Origin of the sequence: Pelagerythrobacter marensis, from assembly GCF_036700095.1 — a bacterium.
Lineage (GTDB): Bacteria > Pseudomonadota > Alphaproteobacteria > Sphingomonadales > Sphingomonadaceae > Pelagerythrobacter > Pelagerythrobacter marensis_A.
Map to the genome: position 1 here is coordinate 1,323,012 of NZ_CP144918.1, position 14,731 is coordinate 1,337,742.

Annotated in this window: 17 protein-coding genes; 16 read left to right on the plus strand and 1 reads right to left on the minus strand. The window is 69.9% G+C overall.

The features are described 5' to 3' along the window. Positions 1–66 precede the first annotated feature (66 nt). The 3 genes from V5F89_RS06125 (at position 67) to V5F89_RS06135 (ending at position 2,700) form a co-directional block, all read left to right on the plus strand. Entirely contained in the window at positions 67–762 is a 696-nt protein-coding gene (locus V5F89_RS06125) for an energy transducer TonB (RefSeq protein WP_338447355.1), read from the plus strand. 67 nt (positions 763–829) lie between these two features. Next, positions 830–1,888 (plus strand): mannose-1-phosphate guanylyltransferase, encoded by a 1,059-nt coding sequence (locus V5F89_RS06130; RefSeq protein ID WP_338447356.1) that lies wholly within the window; start codon positions 830–832, stop codon positions 1,886–1,888. Next, positions 1,885–2,700, plus strand: coding sequence for a class I mannose-6-phosphate isomerase (locus V5F89_RS06135; protein WP_338447357.1), 816 nt, complete (start codon positions 1,885–1,887; stop codon positions 2,698–2,700). The genes V5F89_RS06130 and V5F89_RS06135 overlap by 4 nt, the downstream gene beginning before the upstream one ends. Before the next feature lie 61 nt (positions 2,701–2,761). Here the strand turns inward: V5F89_RS06135 and V5F89_RS06140 are convergent, their stop codons facing one another. After that, on the minus strand, positions 2,762–3,571 hold the full coding sequence (locus tag V5F89_RS06140; RefSeq protein ID WP_338447358.1) for a flagellin: 810 nt from the start codon (positions 3,569–3,571) through the stop codon (positions 2,762–2,764). Positions 3,572–3,804: 233 nt separating this feature from the next. Between V5F89_RS06140 and V5F89_RS06145 the strand changes: the two genes are divergently transcribed. The 13 genes from V5F89_RS06145 to fliP are packed head-to-tail and all read left to right on the plus strand — an operon-like array spanning position 3,805 to position 14,718. Continuing rightward, entirely contained in the window at positions 3,805–5,097 is a 1,293-nt protein-coding gene (locus tag V5F89_RS06145; RefSeq protein ID WP_338447359.1) for a sigma-54 interaction domain-containing protein, read from the plus strand. Beyond that, positions 5,094–5,465, plus strand: a complete 372-nt coding sequence (gene fliE / locus V5F89_RS06150; protein WP_338447360.1) for a flagellar hook-basal body complex protein FliE — start codon at positions 5,094–5,096, stop codon at positions 5,463–5,465. Before V5F89_RS06145 ends, fliE begins: the two co-directional genes overlap by 4 nt. 3 nt (positions 5,466–5,468) lie before the next feature. Next, the gene (fliF, locus tag V5F89_RS06155) at positions 5,469–7,103 is read left to right on the plus strand and encodes a flagellar basal-body MS-ring/collar protein FliF (protein ID WP_338447361.1); all 1,635 of its coding nucleotides are present in this window, start codon (positions 5,469–5,471) and stop codon (positions 7,101–7,103) included. After that, positions 7,103–8,119, plus strand: coding sequence for a flagellar motor switch protein FliG (gene fliG / locus V5F89_RS06160; protein ID WP_338447362.1), 1,017 nt, complete (start codon positions 7,103–7,105; stop codon positions 8,117–8,119). Before fliF ends, fliG begins: the two co-directional genes overlap by 1 nt. After that, positions 8,112–8,726: a FliH/SctL family protein gene (locus tag V5F89_RS06165; RefSeq protein WP_338447363.1), complete on the plus strand. Its 615-nt coding sequence runs from the start codon at positions 8,112–8,114 to the stop codon at positions 8,724–8,726. Before fliG ends, V5F89_RS06165 begins: the two co-directional genes overlap by 8 nt. Then, complete coding sequence (locus tag V5F89_RS06170) at positions 8,720–10,051, plus strand: FliI/YscN family ATPase (RefSeq protein WP_338447364.1); 1,332 nt, start codon at positions 8,720–8,722, stop codon at positions 10,049–10,051. The genes V5F89_RS06165 and V5F89_RS06170 overlap by 7 nt, the downstream gene beginning before the upstream one ends. Then, the gene (locus tag V5F89_RS06175) at positions 10,041–10,463 is read left to right on the plus strand and encodes a hypothetical protein (protein WP_338447365.1); all 423 of its coding nucleotides are present in this window, start codon (positions 10,041–10,043) and stop codon (positions 10,461–10,463) included. Before V5F89_RS06170 ends, V5F89_RS06175 begins: the two co-directional genes overlap by 11 nt. Before the next feature lie 36 nt (positions 10,464–10,499). Beyond that, the gene (locus V5F89_RS06180) at positions 10,500–11,843 is read left to right on the plus strand and encodes a hypothetical protein (protein WP_338447366.1); all 1,344 of its coding nucleotides are present in this window, start codon (positions 10,500–10,502) and stop codon (positions 11,841–11,843) included. Between the two features lie 35 nt (positions 11,844–11,878). Further along, positions 11,879–12,460 carry a flagellar basal body-associated FliL family protein gene (locus V5F89_RS06185; protein ID WP_338447367.1) on the plus strand — a complete coding sequence of 194 codons (582 nt, stop codon included), beginning with the start codon at positions 11,879–11,881 and terminating at the stop codon, positions 12,458–12,460. After that, the gene (locus V5F89_RS06190) at positions 12,457–13,359 is read left to right on the plus strand and encodes a FliM/FliN family flagellar motor C-terminal domain-containing protein (RefSeq protein ID WP_338447368.1); all 903 of its coding nucleotides are present in this window, start codon (positions 12,457–12,459) and stop codon (positions 13,357–13,359) included. The genes V5F89_RS06185 and V5F89_RS06190 overlap by 4 nt, the downstream gene beginning before the upstream one ends. Next, the gene (gene fliN, locus V5F89_RS06195; RefSeq protein WP_338447369.1) at positions 13,356–13,682 is read left to right on the plus strand and encodes a flagellar motor switch protein FliN; all 327 of its coding nucleotides are present in this window, start codon (positions 13,356–13,358) and stop codon (positions 13,680–13,682) included. The genes V5F89_RS06190 and fliN overlap by 4 nt, the downstream gene beginning before the upstream one ends. Next, positions 13,682–13,966 (plus strand): flagellar biosynthetic protein FliO, encoded by a 285-nt coding sequence (locus tag V5F89_RS06200; RefSeq protein ID WP_338447370.1) that lies wholly within the window; start codon positions 13,682–13,684, stop codon positions 13,964–13,966. Before fliN ends, V5F89_RS06200 begins: the two co-directional genes overlap by 1 nt. Further along, a complete protein-coding gene (gene fliP / locus V5F89_RS06205; protein ID WP_338447371.1) occupies positions 13,963–14,718 on the plus strand; it encodes a flagellar type III secretion system pore protein FliP in 756 nt (251 codons plus the stop codon). The genes V5F89_RS06200 and fliP overlap by 4 nt, the downstream gene beginning before the upstream one ends. The last annotated feature ends 13 nt before the right edge of the window (positions 14,719–14,731 follow it).

Consider the following 14,731-nt stretch of genomic DNA (forward strand, 5'->3'; position numbering starts at 1 on the left):
CCGGGCACGATGGCAGACGGGCAAGGGGGGACGAGGCCGGAGGCGGAGCGGACCGGATACGCGGCCATGCGACGTCGGCCCCGCCTTGGCACGCTGGCGCTGGTCGCGCTGTTGCATGGCCTTGCCATCTACGGTCTCGCCAAGGTTTTCGCGCCCGATTTCACCGGCATCGTCGAGCGGGAAGTGATCGAGGCGATCGCCGTGACCGTAACGACCCCGCCCGAAGAATTGCCCGAACCGGAACCCGAGCCCGATCCCGGCGCCGCGGGAGAAGCGGGGCGCGAGGCGACCCCGCGCGAGGTGACCGCCCCCGAACCGCCCGTGTCTGTCCAGCCCCCCGTCCCCGTGCCGCAGGCTGCGTCCACCGGCACTGCCGACAGCTCGGGCGCGCGCGAGACGGGCGCGGGAACGGGCGCCGGCGGGACCGGGAGCGGCACCGGCAGCGGGCAGGGTGGCGGCGGCACCGGCGGCGGCGCGGTGACCAGGCCTGTTCACATCTCCGGCACGATCGACGATGCCCGCGATTTTCCGGTGCCCGAAGGCGGTCGCGCCGCCCGGCGGGGGACGGAGGTGATCGTGCGAGCGATCGTCGGCGTAAACGGCCGCGCATCCAACTGCACCGTCTATCGCCCGAGCCCCGATCCCGAGGCGGACCGCATTACCTGCCGCCTGGTCGAAGAACGGCTCCGCTTTCGCCCGGCGACCGACGCAGCCGGCAATCCCGTGCCTGCGCCGTTCTATTGGCGGCAGCGCTGGTTCTAGGTTCTGCCGGTCGGATCGCACGCCCCGGCTTGCCCTCGCGCGCGAGGTGGTCGATGACGATGCCCGCATGACCGAGGCAATCCATCCCGTGATCCTGTGCGGCGGCAGCGGCACCCGGCTCTGGCCCAGAAGTCGGGCCAGTCGCCCCAAGCCGTTCCTGCCGCTGCTCGGCCAACGCTCGCTGTTCGAGGAGACCCTGGCGCGCTGTACCGGGGCGCGTTTCGCCCCGCCGATAGTCGTGGCGGGGGAGCGGCATGTGGCGCCGGTCGAGGAACAGGCGCCGCCGGGCACGCGGCTGGTGGTCGAGCCGGCGGCGCGCAACACGGCCCCGGCGATTGCGCTTGCGGCGGGCCTTCTTCCCGACGATGCAATCGTGCTCGTCTGCCCCAGCGACCATCATATCGCGGATGTCGACGCCTTCGGGGCGGCTGTGGAGGCGGCGGCGAAGCTGGCCGCGCGCGGGCACCTCGTCGCCTTCGGGATCGCGCCCGACCGGCCCGAGACCGGCTATGGCTATATCGAACGCGGGGCGCCGATGGAGGGCGGGTTCGCGATCGCGCGCTTCGTCGAAAAGCCCGATGCGACGCGCGCGCGCGAGTTCCTCGCCGCCGGCAGGTTCGACTGGAACGGCGGTATTTTCGCCTTCCGCGCCGATGTCCTGCGCGAAGAGCTTGCCGCCTTTCGCCCCGACATGGCGCAGGCCGTGGCGGAGGCAGTGGCGGGCGGATCGTGGAGCGGCGGTCGGTTCCGGCCCGCAGCGCCGCCGTTCGCGCGGATCGAGGGCGAATCGATCGATTACGCCGTGATGGAGAACACGCGCCGCGCGGCACTGGTGCCGGCGGCCATGGGCTGGTCCGACATCGGCAACTGGGCCGCGCTGCGCGACGCGCGCGCGGCAAGCGAAGCGGGCGGCGACGGGGCGGGCAGCGACGGGGCGGGCAATATCGTGCGCGGCAAGGCCGAGCTGGTCGATTGCCGCAATGTCATGGTCGACAGCGACGGGCCGCGCGTGTCGTGCATCGGCCTGGAGGATGTCGTCGTCGTGGTCGATGGCGACGAGGTTCTGGTGATCCGCGCGTCCGCCGCGCAGGATGTGGGCAAACTGGGCGGCGCGCGCGAACAATGAGCGGGCGCGCGCTTTCCCCCAGGGCAGTGGCCAAGGTCTGGGGGCGCGAGCGCCTGCCCGCCCCCTTTGCCGCACCGGAGGGGGAGCGGATCGGAGAGATCTGGTTCGATCCCCCGCGCGAACTGCCGGAGATCCTCGCCAAGTATCTGTTCACCAGCGAAAAGCTTTCGGTCCAGGTCCATCCCGACGATGCCCATGCTCCGCCCGGTGCGCGCGGCAAGGACGAATGCTGGCTGGTGCTCGATGCCGAGCCGGGGGCATCGCTCGCGATCGGGTTCGACCGGCCGGTGACGGGCGAGGCGATGCGCGCGGCAGCGCTCGACGGATCGATCGAGCGGCTGCTCGCCTGGCACGCGGTCTCGGCGGGCGATTTCTTCTATCTCCCCGCAGGAACGGTCCATGCGATCGGGCCGGGGCTGTCGCTGGTCGAGATTCAGCAGAACAGCGACGTGACCTATCGCCTTTACGATTACGGCCGCCCGCGCGCGCTGCATCTCGACCAGGCGATCGCGGTCGCGCGGGGCGAACCTTACGACAGCACGCGCCATCGCCGGCACGCGGGCGGCGGGGCGGCCGCGCTGGTCGAAGGGCCGCACTTCCGGCTCGATCGGGTGGCCGGCGCGCCGGGCGCGGAGGTGGCCGCGCGCTACGACGGGCCGCTGCTGGTCATGCCGCTCGACGGGGGCGTCGTGCTGGACGAAGCGTATGTCGCGGCGGGCGGATGCGCGCTCGCGGAACGGCTGGAAGCGGTCGATTTTGCGCGCTGCCACGCCGCCCTGCTGGCCCAGCCGGTCCGGCGCGGGGTGCCCTAACAAGAAAATGGCCCGGCGCTGCATGCAGCGCCGGGCCCGAAGTCGGTTCGAGAAGAAGAAGTCAGCGCAGCAGCGAGAGAACGTTCTGCTGGCTCTGGTTGGCCTGCGACAGCATCGCGGTCGAAGCCTGGCTGAGGATCTGCGCCTTGGCGAGCGCGGTCGTTTCAGCCGAATAGTCGGTGTCTTCGATGCGCGAACGCGCGTCGGAGAGGTTGGTGACATTGTTGGTCAGGTTGTTGACCGCCGATTCCAGGCGGCTCTGACCGGCACCCAGCGAAGCGCGGGTGGCGGCGACTTCGGCCAGCGCGGCATCGACGGTGTCGATCGTGGTGTTGGCATTGGCCGCCGTATCGACGGCGAGCGTCGACATGTCGGTCGTGATCGCCTTGGACGTCAGCGTGACCGTGTCGCCGCTGTTGGCGCCGACCTGGATGTCCAGCGTAACGTCGGCCATCGTGTCGAACACGGCATTGCCGTTGAACTCGGTATCCGAGATCACACTGGCGATCTGCGCCTTCAGCTCGGTCACTTCCGAATTCATGTAACCGCGGTCGGCGTCCTGATACGAACCCGAAGCCGACTGCACGGCCAGTTCGCGCACGCGCTGCAGCATGTTGGTGACTTCGCTCAGCGCGCCTTCGGCGGTCTGCGCCATCGAGATGCCGTCGTTGGCGTTGCGAATGCCCTGGCTCATGCCGCGCACTTGCGCAGTCATGGTCGTGGCGATCGCGAGGCCGGCGGCGTCGTCCTTGGCGCTGTTGATGCGCTTGCCGGTCGACAGACGTTCCATGGCAGTGCCGAGCGCCTTGTCCGCCGCAGTGGAGGCATTTGCCGCCCGCATCGCACTGATGTTGGTATTGATAACAGCCATTGTTCAAACTCCCACAATGCTCTTCGAACGCTCCCCCCGAGAAACCCATCCTGGGCGGTAGCTGGAGCGAAGACCGGCAGGGGAGGCGAAAGTTTTAGGGGGAAGGCGACCGAATTCGACCGCTACGTAATTATACTTAAGGGTCAATCGCTGTTAACCATTAAGGCGATCTTGCCCATGCCGGCTCCAATACCGCTCGCGAACGGAACTTGGTTAACCAGCAGGGGGCTGAAGTGGGATCGATCGAGCAGACGGAAGGCTTCGAGAAAGCTCACGCACCGGTGGCGGGCAAGTTCGCGGGGATCGCATCCTCGCTGTTCCCGCGCCAGCCGGTGCACCTGGCGGATCACGCCGAAAGCGGCGCGGGCAAGCTGCCCAACGCGATTGCGCTGGCACGGGGGGAAACCCCGTCGATCGCGCGGAGGGGAACGGGCGCCGTTCTCACATATGCCGATCCCGTGTCCGAAGCGACGTTCGGCGCGCTTGTCGCGCTGGTCGCCGGCCGGGGCGGCGGGCCGGTTGCCGCCGACCCGGAATCGCTTTCCGTTCTCGCGCTTGCCGACCGGCTGGCACAGACGGATATTCCCGTTCTGATCAACGGCCCCACCGGCACCGGCAAGGAAGTCCTTTCGCGGTTCATCCACGATCGCAGCGCGCGCCGCGCCAAGCCGTTCGTGGCGGTCAACTGCGCCGCGATCCCCGAAACCATGCTGGAAGCCCTGCTGTTCGGCCATCAGAAGGGCGCCTTCACCGGCGCCAGCGCGGCGGGCGAAGGGTTCTTCCGCGCGGCCGAAGGGGGCACGCTGTTGCTCGACGAAATCGCCGAGATGCCGCTTTCGCTTCAGGCAAAGCTGCTGCGCGCGCTGCAGGAAGGCGAAGTCGTGCCCGTCGGCGCGACCACGCCGGTCAAGGTCGACGTGCGGATCATCGCCTGTGCCAACCGCGACCTGCCGGTCGAGGTGGAGGAAGGCCGCTTCCGCGCCGACCTGTTCTATCGCCTCAACGTCTTTCCGATGAATCTGTCGGCGCTGCGCGAGCGGCCGACCGACATCGTTCCGCTCGCCTTCGCGATGCTGCTGCGCCATGCGCCGCAGGGCGCACGGGTGCCGTGGCTGACCGACGGCGCGATCGCCATGCTCAAGCAGCACGGCTGGCCGGGCAATATTCGCGAGCTGGAAAACGTCATGCGGCGCGCGCTGGTTCTGGCCGGCGACGCGGGGACGATCGGCACCGGTCATATCGTGTTCGACCGCCCCGCGCGCCTGGTGGAACGGCAAGCCGGGAGCGCGGCCGCCACCCCGGCCGAACCCCTGGCCGCCCCGGCCGAGCCACACGGCGCCGGAACCGGAAGAAAACTGGCAAAAGTGGTCCAGCTTTCCGAAGCGCGCGCGATCATGGAGACGCTCGACGCCTGTGGCGGCAAGCGGGCCGAGGCCGCGCGCCAGCTGGGCATCAGCGAACGCACGCTGCGCTATCGCCTCGCCTCGTTCCGTGAGGCCGGGCTGGCGGTGGGAGGCCGGCGATGAGCGGCATCGACGGCCTCGGCGGCGCGGGTTCGGTCCAGCAGATCATGTCGCTGCGCCAGCAGATCCTCGAACGGTCGAGCACGCTGCAGGAAATTCACCGGAGCCGCGAGGCCGGGGCACCCGCCGCACCCGCGACCGAGCCGGCGGGTGGCGGTTTCGCCGACACGCTGCGCAGCGCGCTCGACGGGGTCAACGACGCGCAGTCGCGCGCCTCGACGCTGACCGAAGGGTACGAACGGGGCGAGGTGACCGATATCGCCAAAGTCATGCTCGCCCGCCAGGAAGCCGGCGTCGCCTTCGAAGCGACGCTGCAGGTCAGGAACAAGCTGTTGTCCGCATACCAGGACATCATGCGGATGGGGGTCTGATAGATGAGCGAACTCGTTCCCGCCAATGCCGCGCAAGGCTCGGTGCTCGCACCGCTGCGCAGCGGCGGCTCGTTCAGGGACCGCGCCGCGCGCTTCGTCGGCCAGCCGGCCGTCAGGAAGGCGCTGCCGTGGTTCGCCGGCCTCGCGCTCGCTGGCCTGCTCGCGCTGGTCTGGGCCGGCCTGTCGCCGGCTCCGCAGCGGATCCTCTATTCCTCGCTCGGCGATGCGGAGCGTGCCGGCGTCGTCGGCGCGCTCGATGCCGCGTCGATCGACTATACGATCGACAACAATACCGGCGCCCTCAGCGTGGGCGAGGACGATCTTTATCGTGCGCGTATGGTCGTCGCCGCCGACGGCGCGCTGGCGACGCCCGAAACGGGGCAGCAATTGCTCGACTCGCTGCCGATGGGCGCCAGCCGTACGCTGGAAGGCGACCGGCTGCGCGCGGCGCAGGAACGCGACCTGATGCTGACGATCAAGGAGATCGACGGCGTCGAATCGGTGCGCGTCCACCTCGCCCGGCCCGAACGCTCGGTCTTCGTGCGCGACACCGTGGCCCCGACCGCTTCGGTCATGCTGCGTCTGGCGCGCGGACGCCAGCTGTCCGATTCGCAGGTGACCGCGATCGCCAACCTCGTCGCCGGTTCGGTGCCGGGGCTGTCGATCGATTCGGTTCGCATCGTCGACCAGCACGGGCGCCTGCTGTCCGAACCGCAGGGCGCCGATTCCGACGGCCTGGAACTGCAGACGCGGATGGAAGCGAAGCTGCGCTCGCAGATCGACCAGTTGCTGACCCCGATGATCGGGGCGGAAAATTTCTCCAGCGAAATCCAGGTCGCGCTCGATATGAACGAAGTGACCTCGGCCCGCGAAAGTTACGACAAGGACGGGGCGGTCCGCCGCGAGACGACGCAGACCTCCACCGCCACTGCCGCCGGCAACGCGGTCGGCGTGCCGGGCGTTCTCGCCAATACTCCGCCCCCGGCGCCCGAGGCGGTCGAGGGCGCGCCCGAAGGCGGCCCGGCGGAAGGCGGGGCCAATGAAATCGGCGAAAGCAGCGCCACCCGGACATACGAGCTTGGGCGCGAGGTCGCCGTGTCGAACATCGCGCCGGGCAGCGTCAAGCGCCTCTCGGTCGCGGTCGCGCTCAACCAGGATGCCCTGAAGGGCGCCAACCCGGCCGATCTCGAGAAGTTCGAGGAACTGGTGGCCGCGGCGGTGGGGGCGAACCCCGATCGGGGCGATACGGTCGCGGTCGTGGTCCGCCCGTTCGAACCGGTGGTGGCCGACGAGATACCCTTCTGGGAGCAATCGTGGTTCGCGATGGTCGTGCGTCACGCGGTCGCGCTGATCGCGGTCCTGCTGATCCTGTTCTTCGTCGTCCGCCCGATAATGCGCACCGTGACCGACAGGAACCGCGGGGGCGAGGACGAGGATACCGAGGCGGGCGACGAGCCGGGACTGATTACCCAGACACGCCGCACCGCGCTGCCTGCCCGGTCGGACGAACCGAGCCGCGAGGAACTGTCCGCCCAGATCGAGCTGGCCCAGCGCATCGCGCGCGAGCAGCCCGACGATGCGCTCCAGGCCCTGCGCCGGATGCTGGGCGAAACGCGCAGCACCGAAGGGGTGGCCTGATGAGCGCGCCGATCGAATTCGATGGCGCGGACCGCGCCGCCGTGATGGTCATGCTGCTGGGCGAGGAAGAGGCCGCGCGCCTGCTGGCCGGGCTTTCCCCCGAAGAGCTGCGGACGCTCGGCGCCAAGATGTGCGAGATGGGCGATATCGGCCCCGCGGCGATTGCCGATGCCATTGCCAACTTCGCCAGTTCGGCCGGCAGCGCGAGCATTTCCGCGCACGGCCGGATCGACGAAGTCCGCCGGTTGATGACCGGCGCGCTGGGCGAAGTGAAGGCCGACAGCATCATGCGCCGCGTCGCTCCGCCCGAGAGTGCACCGCGCACCCCGGCGCTCGAAATCGCGCAGTGGCTCGAACCCGAAGTCCTGATCCCGCTGGTGCAGGACGAGCACCCGCAGGCGATCGCCGTCCTGCTGGTCCAGCTGGAACCGGCGACCGCGGCGGCGGTGCTGGCCGGCCTGCCCGAACCGCTGCATACCCCGGTCGTTCACCGGATTGCGAAGCTGGGGCCGGTCTCGCCCGAAGCGATCGCGATTCTGGAGGAAACGCTCGCCGCGCGGATCGCCGGAGTCCACGGCATCAAGCGCCTGGAAATGGGCGGCGTCCGCGAAGCGGCCGAAATCATCAACAGCGCCGCGCGCAGCGTGGAAAAGCGCGTGATGCCGGGGCTCAACAAGCTGGACAAGAAGCTGGCGCGCGACCTGGAAAGCGAGCTGTTCAAGTTCGAGCACCTGTTCGATCTCGATCAGCAGATGATGGGCCAGCTGCTGCGCGAGGTCGAAAGCGAGCTGCTGATCGACGCGCTGAAAGGCATCGAGGAGACACAGCGCGAAGTCTTCTTCCGCGCCATGTCAAGCCGCGCGGCCGACGGCCTGCGCGACGAAATCGAGGAACGCGGCCGGATCAAGCGAGCCGATGTGGAGGCGGCGCAGAAGGCCATCATCGCCGTCGCGAAGAAACTGGCCGCCGACGGTACGATCGTGATCGGGGCGGGGGGAGACGACGATTATGTCTAGCGCCACCGCGCTCAAGGCCAGTCTGCCGCTCGATCGCCTGCGCGGCGGCGGCGGTTTCGCCCGCGACCCGCGCTTTTCCGGCCTGTTCCGCAATCCGGCGGCCGAGGCGGCGGCCGCCGCTGCCGCCGCGCCGGAGCCGGATCCGGTCGCCGAAGCCTATCGCAAGGGGTTCGAGGAAGGCCGGGCCGAAGCCGAAGCCCATGCCGCCGAGCGCGAGCGCGAACGCGAGGCGCAGCGCCAGGCGATCGAGCTGGCTTTCGCCCGCTTCGACGCCGCCAGCGCCGAGGCGCTGCGCGAACGCCTGCGCCAGACCGTGCTCGCGTTGTGCGAGGAGGCCGTTCTGCCGCTGGCTATCGACCCCGAAGGCCTCGCCGCGCGGGTGAAAAAGGCCGTGGCCATGCTCCAGCGCGCGCAGGACGAGCGGCGCGTGCTGCTCCATCCCGACGATATTGCTCTGGTCAGGGATCGCCTTCCCGCCGACCTCGAACTGGTCCCCGACCCCGCGGTCGAACGCGGCGCTTTGCGGATCGACAGCGAGGACGGCGGAATCGAGGACGGGCCGAAACAATGGCGGCGCATCCTGGCCGAAGCGTTCGGCGAATGCTGACCCTGGCCGAGGCGACCCTGGGCGAGCTGGCCGCTGCGCCGCTCGACCTCGCGCCGCGCCGCTTCGGGCGGGTCGCGGCGTGCGACGGCGGGCTGATCGAGGTCAGCGGCCTGTCGGTCCCGATCGGGGGACTGTGCCGGATCGACGACGGCAAGGGGACGACCCTGACGGCGGAGGCCATCGGCTTTCGCAACGGGCGCACGATGATGATGATGCTGGGCGACAGTGTGCTGCTGCGCCCTGGCGTTGCCGTCCGACCGGAAGGGCGGCCGGGGATGCTGCCGGTCGGCCCGGCCTATCTCGGCCGCGCGGTCGACGGCCTGGGCGAACCGATCGACGGCGGCCCGGCTCTGCACGCCAGCGCGCAATGGCCCGCTGGCGGAAAGCGCACCGGTGCGCTGGACCGCGCGAGCGTGCGCGAGCCGTTCGACACCGGCATTCGCGCGATCAACGCGCTGACCACGTTCGGCGTCGGCCAGCGGGTCGGCATCATGGCGGGATCGGGCGTGGGCAAGTCGGTCCTGATCGACATGATCGCGCAAGGGGCCCAGGCCGATGTGGTCGTGGTCGGCCTGATCGGGGAGCGTGCGCGCGAGGTTTCCGATTTCGTCGAGCGGCACATGCACGGCGAAGCCGCGGCGCGCACCGCGGTTGTCGCGGTGCCTGCCGACCATGCCGCCAACCTGCGGCTGCGCGGGGCAATGCTGGCGACTTCGCTGGCCGAGTATTTCCGCGCCCAGGGCCTGCGCGTCCTGCTGATCCAGGACAGCCTGACCCGCATCGCCCATGCCGCGCGCGAAATCGGCATCCTGCTGGGCGAACCGGGCGCGGCGCGCGGCTACCCGCCCTCGGCCCTGTCCACCGTAACCAAGCTGGTCGAACGCGCCGGCAACTCGGCCGAAAGCGGCGGATCGATCACCGCGATCTATACCGTGCTGGCGGACGGCGACGATCAGAACGATCCGGTGGTCGATACCGCGCGGTCGATCCTCGATGGCCATATCGTGCTTTCGCGCGATCTCGCCCAGCGCGGGCAATATCCGGCCATCGATGTCGGGGCCTCGCTCAGCCGAGTGATGGCCGATGTCGCCGATCCGCGCCTCAACGCCTGCGCGCGCAAGCTGCGGGCGCTGGTCTCGGCCTACGAAAGCAATCGCGACCTGCTCCTGATGGGCGCCTATCGCGCCGGGGCCGACCCGCTGATCGACCGCGGGATCGCGCTCCAGCCGCAGATCGCGGCGTTCCTGGCCCAGGCGATGGAGGAGCGCGTCCCGCTCGACCGCGCGAAGGCCGAGCTTGAAAGGCTGATCGGCGATGAGCAGTGACGCGGCGCGCCTGCGCCGGGCGCGGCTGATCGAAAGGATGCGCTCCGCCGAACAGCGCCAGGCCGCTGCCGAAGCGCATCGGGCGGAAGCCGTGCGGCAGAAACTGGAACAGCTTTCGGCGCGGACCCGGACGCTGGCCGAACTCTACACGCTGCGCGACACGTCGCGCGACGGGGCCGACTTGCGCAGCGCCAGCGTGCTCGGCAGCCATCTGCGCGATCTGGGCGCGACCGCGGCCCGTCAGGCGGCCGATGCCCGGCGCGAAGCCGACGACCGGCTGGCCGACCTCGCAGTGGCCGACCGGCGGCTGCAGCACGCGGAGGAGGGGCGCCGCGATCTCGCGCGTGCGATCGACGAGAAGGCCGATCGCGACGAAATCCCCCGAATGCGGAAGAACTGGCACGCATCTTGAATAACCGTCTGCGTCATGAACGCAAACGGCAGGCCGATGATCTCTCAGCTTCTTTCCAACACGCCAATGTCCGCCACGCCCACGAAAGGCGAGCCGCGTCCGGCCCCCGGCGAGGATAACGCAGAAGCGGGGGGGTTCTCCGGCCTTCTCGCCACACTCGGCAGCGCCGTTCGCGGCGCCGCGTCGGGCGAGAACGCCGGCGAGGATATGCTCGCGGTTTCCGGCGCCGCCGACGAGGGCGAGGCAGCCGAACAGGCGCCCGACCCGCTGGCCCTGGCGCTCGCGGTGGATGCGGAATTGCCGGCGATTGCCGGGACCGGCAAGGTCTTGCCGGTTTCCGCCGCAGAATTGCCGGCCGGCACGGTGCCGCCGGCCGAAGGCGGCAGTGCCGCGGCGGCGATGCCGACCCTCCTGGGGCGCGGAGCCGGAACCGTCGCGAGTGAAATCCCGGCCGGGCGCACGACGGGGGCACCCGCCTTGTCAGCCGAAAACGCGCCATCGCCGGGTGCCGCCGCGATCCAGCAGGCCGCGCGCCCCGCAGTGGCGATCGAGGTCGCGCCGCGCCCGTCCAACCTGGCAGGCGAGATCGGCGGGACCGGTCCGCTGCATCAGGCCGCTGGCACGGCGCTGGACGTTTCCGCCGGTCGGGAAGCCGGGCAGCGCGAGGGGGGCGGCCATATGCGGAACCAGAGCGATGCGCAGCCGGCCCCCCGCGCGACGGCGGAACAGGCCGCGGCCGCGAATCCGAAACCTTCCGCCGAACAGGCGACTTTCGCGGCAACCGCCGCCGCCGCGACCGCCGCCAGTGGCGGTGCATCCGGCGGGGCGCAAGGCGGCCTTGCCCCGAACGCAGCGGCGATCCCCGCACCCGGCGCGCCGAGCGTCGAAACCGCAAACCCCTTCACGGCGAACAGGCCGGCAATCGAAACCCAGGTCGCGCGCGAACTGGGGCGGATCGTCGACAGCCTCGCCTCCGCCCGCGAAGCTTTCACTGCCAGGGCGGCCACGCTGGCGCTCGATCATGCCGAGTTCGGCGAGCTTTCGCTGCGTTTCGACCAGCGCCGCGACGGGCAGCTGGCCGTCCAGCTTTCGGCCACCGATCCCGAGGCGCACCGCGCGATCGCCGCAGCGGTTGCCGAGCGTCCGACTGTGGCGAACGGCGATGCCGGCGCCGCGAGTGGCCAGAACGGCGCACAGGCCGGCGGCAATGCCTCGGCCCGTGCAGGCGCGGAGCGCGGCGATGGCGGCTTCGCCGAAGACCGCGCCGCGGGCCGCGACCGCCGCGAACCGGGCCGCGATGCCGACCGCCATTCCGGCGGGCGCGGGCAGCCCGGCGGCCAGGCCGCTTCCGGCAATGGCCGCGCGGCGATCTACGCCTGACCCCCCAACGAACAGCCAGATCGAGGAACCGAACGATGAGTGACAAGAAGGGCAAGCAGGACCAGCCGGCGAAGAGCCGCGGCCTGCTCAAGATCGCGCTGCTGGGCCTGGCGCTGGCGGGCGCCGGGGGCGGGACCGTGTTCGGCCTGATGGCCGCGGGCGTGATCGAGACCGCCGATGCCGGCGCCCGGGAAGCCGGCCCGCAATTCGTGCTCAAGGGCGAGAAGGACCCTTATGCTCCCCCGGTCGCCAAGGGCAAGGAGGCCGCCAAGCTGGTGCACGGCGAGGGCGGAACCAAGTATCGCACCGCCTATTTCAGCTTTGCCGAGGATTTCACTTCCAACCTCAGGGACAGCAACGGGCTGATCCAGGTCAGCCTCGCCGCCTCGACCCGGCGCGACGGGCGCGTGCTCATGTGGCTCGACGAACACCAGCTCGCGATCCGCTCGCGCCTGCTGGTCGAGCTGGCCGATACGCCCGAAGAAGAGGTGATCTCCAGCGAAGGCAAGACCCGGCTCCAGAAGCGCCTGACCGACGCGGTCAACGAAGTGCTGGTCGAACAGGAAGGCTTCGGCGGGGTCGACAACATCTATTTCCGGACTTTCATCGTCCAATGATACGCCCCGCGACCTCTTCGCCCCGGCGGCCCGCCAGCCATTGCGCCGCGCTGCTCAGCCAGCGCGAGCCCTCGGCCGATCTCGGGCCCGAGTTCGAACGCTTCGGTGCCCGCCTGTGCCGCGCGCTCCATGCGAGCGTGACCGAACTGGCCGACGATGCCGGGGTGCGTATCGCCTTGCAGGATACGCAGAATCTCCAGGGCAGCCAGTTCGCCGGCCATTGCGCGCCGCTGGCGGCGATCAGCCGCCACCGCTTCGGCGTCGCCGGCCATGTCCTGGCGCTGGCGGTCGATGGCCGCGCGATCCTCGAACAGCTCGACCGTACGTTCGGCGGGTCGGGCGATATCGGCAAGGATCTGCCGGCCGCGCTGCCGCATACCGCGCGCCTGCTCTCGCGCCGTTTCGAAAAGCGCGTCATCGCGGCGGTCGCCGGCGAGCTGGCCGGGCTGGAATTCCGCACCGAAGACGATGCGTCGTCGACCGACACCGCCACCCCGTTCGCGCCCGAGGCCGAGCTGACCGCGCTGGCTCTGGCCGTCACCGGATCGGACGGGCGCGAGTGGCGTCTCGTGCTCGCGCTCGAAACCGCCGCGCTCGCATCGCTTCTGCCCAAGCGTGCCTCCGCCCGCCGCGCCCCTGTGTCGCGGCGCAAGCGCGGGATCGACGAGGCGCCGTTCGCGGAGCTGCCGCTGGCTGCCAGCGCGCGGCTGGTCGACATGGCGATCCCGCTCCACCGCGTCGCCGCGATCGAGGCGGGCACCGTCCTGCCGATCATGGTTGCGCGCAACGTGCCGCTGCAGATCGGCGAAGCCGTCGTCGCCCGCGGCACGGTGGGCGAAGTGGACGACCAGGTCGCTCTCCAGATTACCCAGACTTTCACCGGAAAGGATTCCCAATGACCGACGCAACCCAGGGCTTCGGCCTGATCCAGGACATCGACGTCCGCCTGACGGTCGAACTCGGCCGGGCGCAGATGAACTTGCGCGAAGTGCTCGACCTGGCGGAAGAAAGCGTGGTCATGCTCGACCGCCTGACCGACGAGCCGCTCGACGTGCTGGTCAACGGGAAGCTGATCGCCAAGGGCGAGGTTGTTGCCGAAGGCAACCGGTTCGGCCTGCGCATCCTCGAACTCGTCGGCGAGGGACGCGGTGGCGCCCAGCGCGAACGCCGCGCCCCGCCGATCGAAGTCACGACCAAGCAGCCGGAGGGGAGCGCGGCCTGATGGGCTGGTACATTCTCAAGCTGCTGATCCTGCTGCCGCTGATCGGCCTGATGATCTGGGGCAGCCTGAAGCTCGCCCAGAAGATGCAGGGCCAGTTCGGCGCGCCGCAAGGCGGAGGGGCCAAGGCCGTGCGGGTGGTCGAAACGACGATGCTGTCGCCGACCATGCGGCTGGCGGTGATCGAGTTCCACGGGCGCGAGATCCTGGTCTCCACCTCGCGCGCGGGGCTGACCCGTCTGGCCGAGGCGCCGGCGCGCACGACCGTGGCGGAGCGCGGCGAATGAAACGGCTTGCCGCCCTTTCCGCTGCCGCCACGGCCTTCGCGCTGCCTGCCGCGGCGCGGGCCCAGGCCGCTGTCCCCGGCGCGCTCGACCGTGCCTTCGGCGAACTCGGCGGATCCGGTGGCGAACCGCTGAGCATGTCGCTCCAGCTGCTCCTCGTCATGGGGCTGCTGACGATCCTGCCCGCGCTCATCCTGATGATGACCAGTTTCACCCGGATCATCGTCGTGCTCGCGATCCTGCGCCAGGCGCTGGGCCTGCAGCAGTCGCCGCCCAACCAGGTCCTGATCGGGCTGTCGCTGTTCCTGTCGCTCTTCGTCATGGCGCCGACGCTGGAGCGGGTGAACGAGGCCGCGATCGCGCCCTATGCCGCAGGACAGGTCAACGCCGAGGAGGCGATCGAGCTGGCAGGCAACGAATTCCACGGCTTCATGATCCGCCAGACGCGCGAGCGCGACTTGCAGATGTTCGCCGACATCGCCGATGCGCCGCAGTTCGCCAGCCCGGCGGATGTCCCGTTCTCCATTCTGCTGCCGGCCTTCGTCACCAGCGAGCTGAAGACCGCGTTCCAGATCGGCTTCATGCTGTTCCTGCCGTTCCTGGTGATCGACCTTGTCGTGTCGAGCGTGCTGATGAGCCTGGGCATGATGATGATGAGCCCAATGCTCGTCTCGCTGCCGTTCAAGCTCCTGCTGTTCGTCCTGGTCGACGGGTGGGCCCTGCTGATGGGCTCGCTGGCATCGAGTTTCATCTAGCCGGGGGCGACGA

Excerpts from the sequence above, each read along its gene's own strand:
- V5F89_RS06125 (WP_338447355.1), top strand. The coding sequence starts at position 67 with ATGCGACGTCGGCCCCGCCTTGGCACGCTGGCGCTGGTCGCGCTGTTG.
- V5F89_RS06130 (WP_338447356.1), top strand. The coding sequence starts at position 830 with ATGACCGAGGCAATCCATCCCGTGATCCTGTGCGGCGGCAGCGGCACC.
- V5F89_RS06135 (WP_338447357.1), top strand. The coding sequence starts at position 1,885 with ATGAGCGGGCGCGCGCTTTCCCCCAGGGCAGTGGCCAAGGTCTGGGGG.
- V5F89_RS06140 (WP_338447358.1), bottom strand. The coding sequence starts at position 3,571 with ATGGCTGTTATCAATACCAACATCAGTGCGATGCGGGCGGCAAATGCC.
- fliE (WP_338447360.1), top strand. The coding sequence starts at position 5,094 with ATGAGCGGCATCGACGGCCTCGGCGGCGCGGGTTCGGTCCAGCAGATC.
- fliF (WP_338447361.1), top strand. The coding sequence starts at position 5,469 with ATGAGCGAACTCGTTCCCGCCAATGCCGCGCAAGGCTCGGTGCTCGCA.
- fliG (WP_338447362.1), top strand. The coding sequence starts at position 7,103 with ATGAGCGCGCCGATCGAATTCGATGGCGCGGACCGCGCCGCCGTGATG.
- V5F89_RS06165 (WP_338447363.1), top strand. The coding sequence starts at position 8,112 with ATGTCTAGCGCCACCGCGCTCAAGGCCAGTCTGCCGCTCGATCGCCTG.
- V5F89_RS06170 (WP_338447364.1), top strand. The coding sequence starts at position 8,720 with ATGCTGACCCTGGCCGAGGCGACCCTGGGCGAGCTGGCCGCTGCGCCG.
- V5F89_RS06175 (WP_338447365.1), top strand. The coding sequence starts at position 10,041 with ATGAGCAGTGACGCGGCGCGCCTGCGCCGGGCGCGGCTGATCGAAAGG.
- V5F89_RS06180 (WP_338447366.1), top strand. The coding sequence starts at position 10,500 with ATGATCTCTCAGCTTCTTTCCAACACGCCAATGTCCGCCACGCCCACG.
- V5F89_RS06185 (WP_338447367.1), top strand. The coding sequence starts at position 11,879 with ATGAGTGACAAGAAGGGCAAGCAGGACCAGCCGGCGAAGAGCCGCGGC.
- V5F89_RS06190 (WP_338447368.1), top strand. The coding sequence starts at position 12,457 with ATGATACGCCCCGCGACCTCTTCGCCCCGGCGGCCCGCCAGCCATTGC.
- fliN (WP_338447369.1), top strand. The coding sequence starts at position 13,356 with ATGACCGACGCAACCCAGGGCTTCGGCCTGATCCAGGACATCGACGTC.
- V5F89_RS06200 (WP_338447370.1), top strand. The coding sequence starts at position 13,682 with ATGGGCTGGTACATTCTCAAGCTGCTGATCCTGCTGCCGCTGATCGGC.
- fliP (WP_338447371.1), top strand. The coding sequence starts at position 13,963 with ATGAAACGGCTTGCCGCCCTTTCCGCTGCCGCCACGGCCTTCGCGCTG.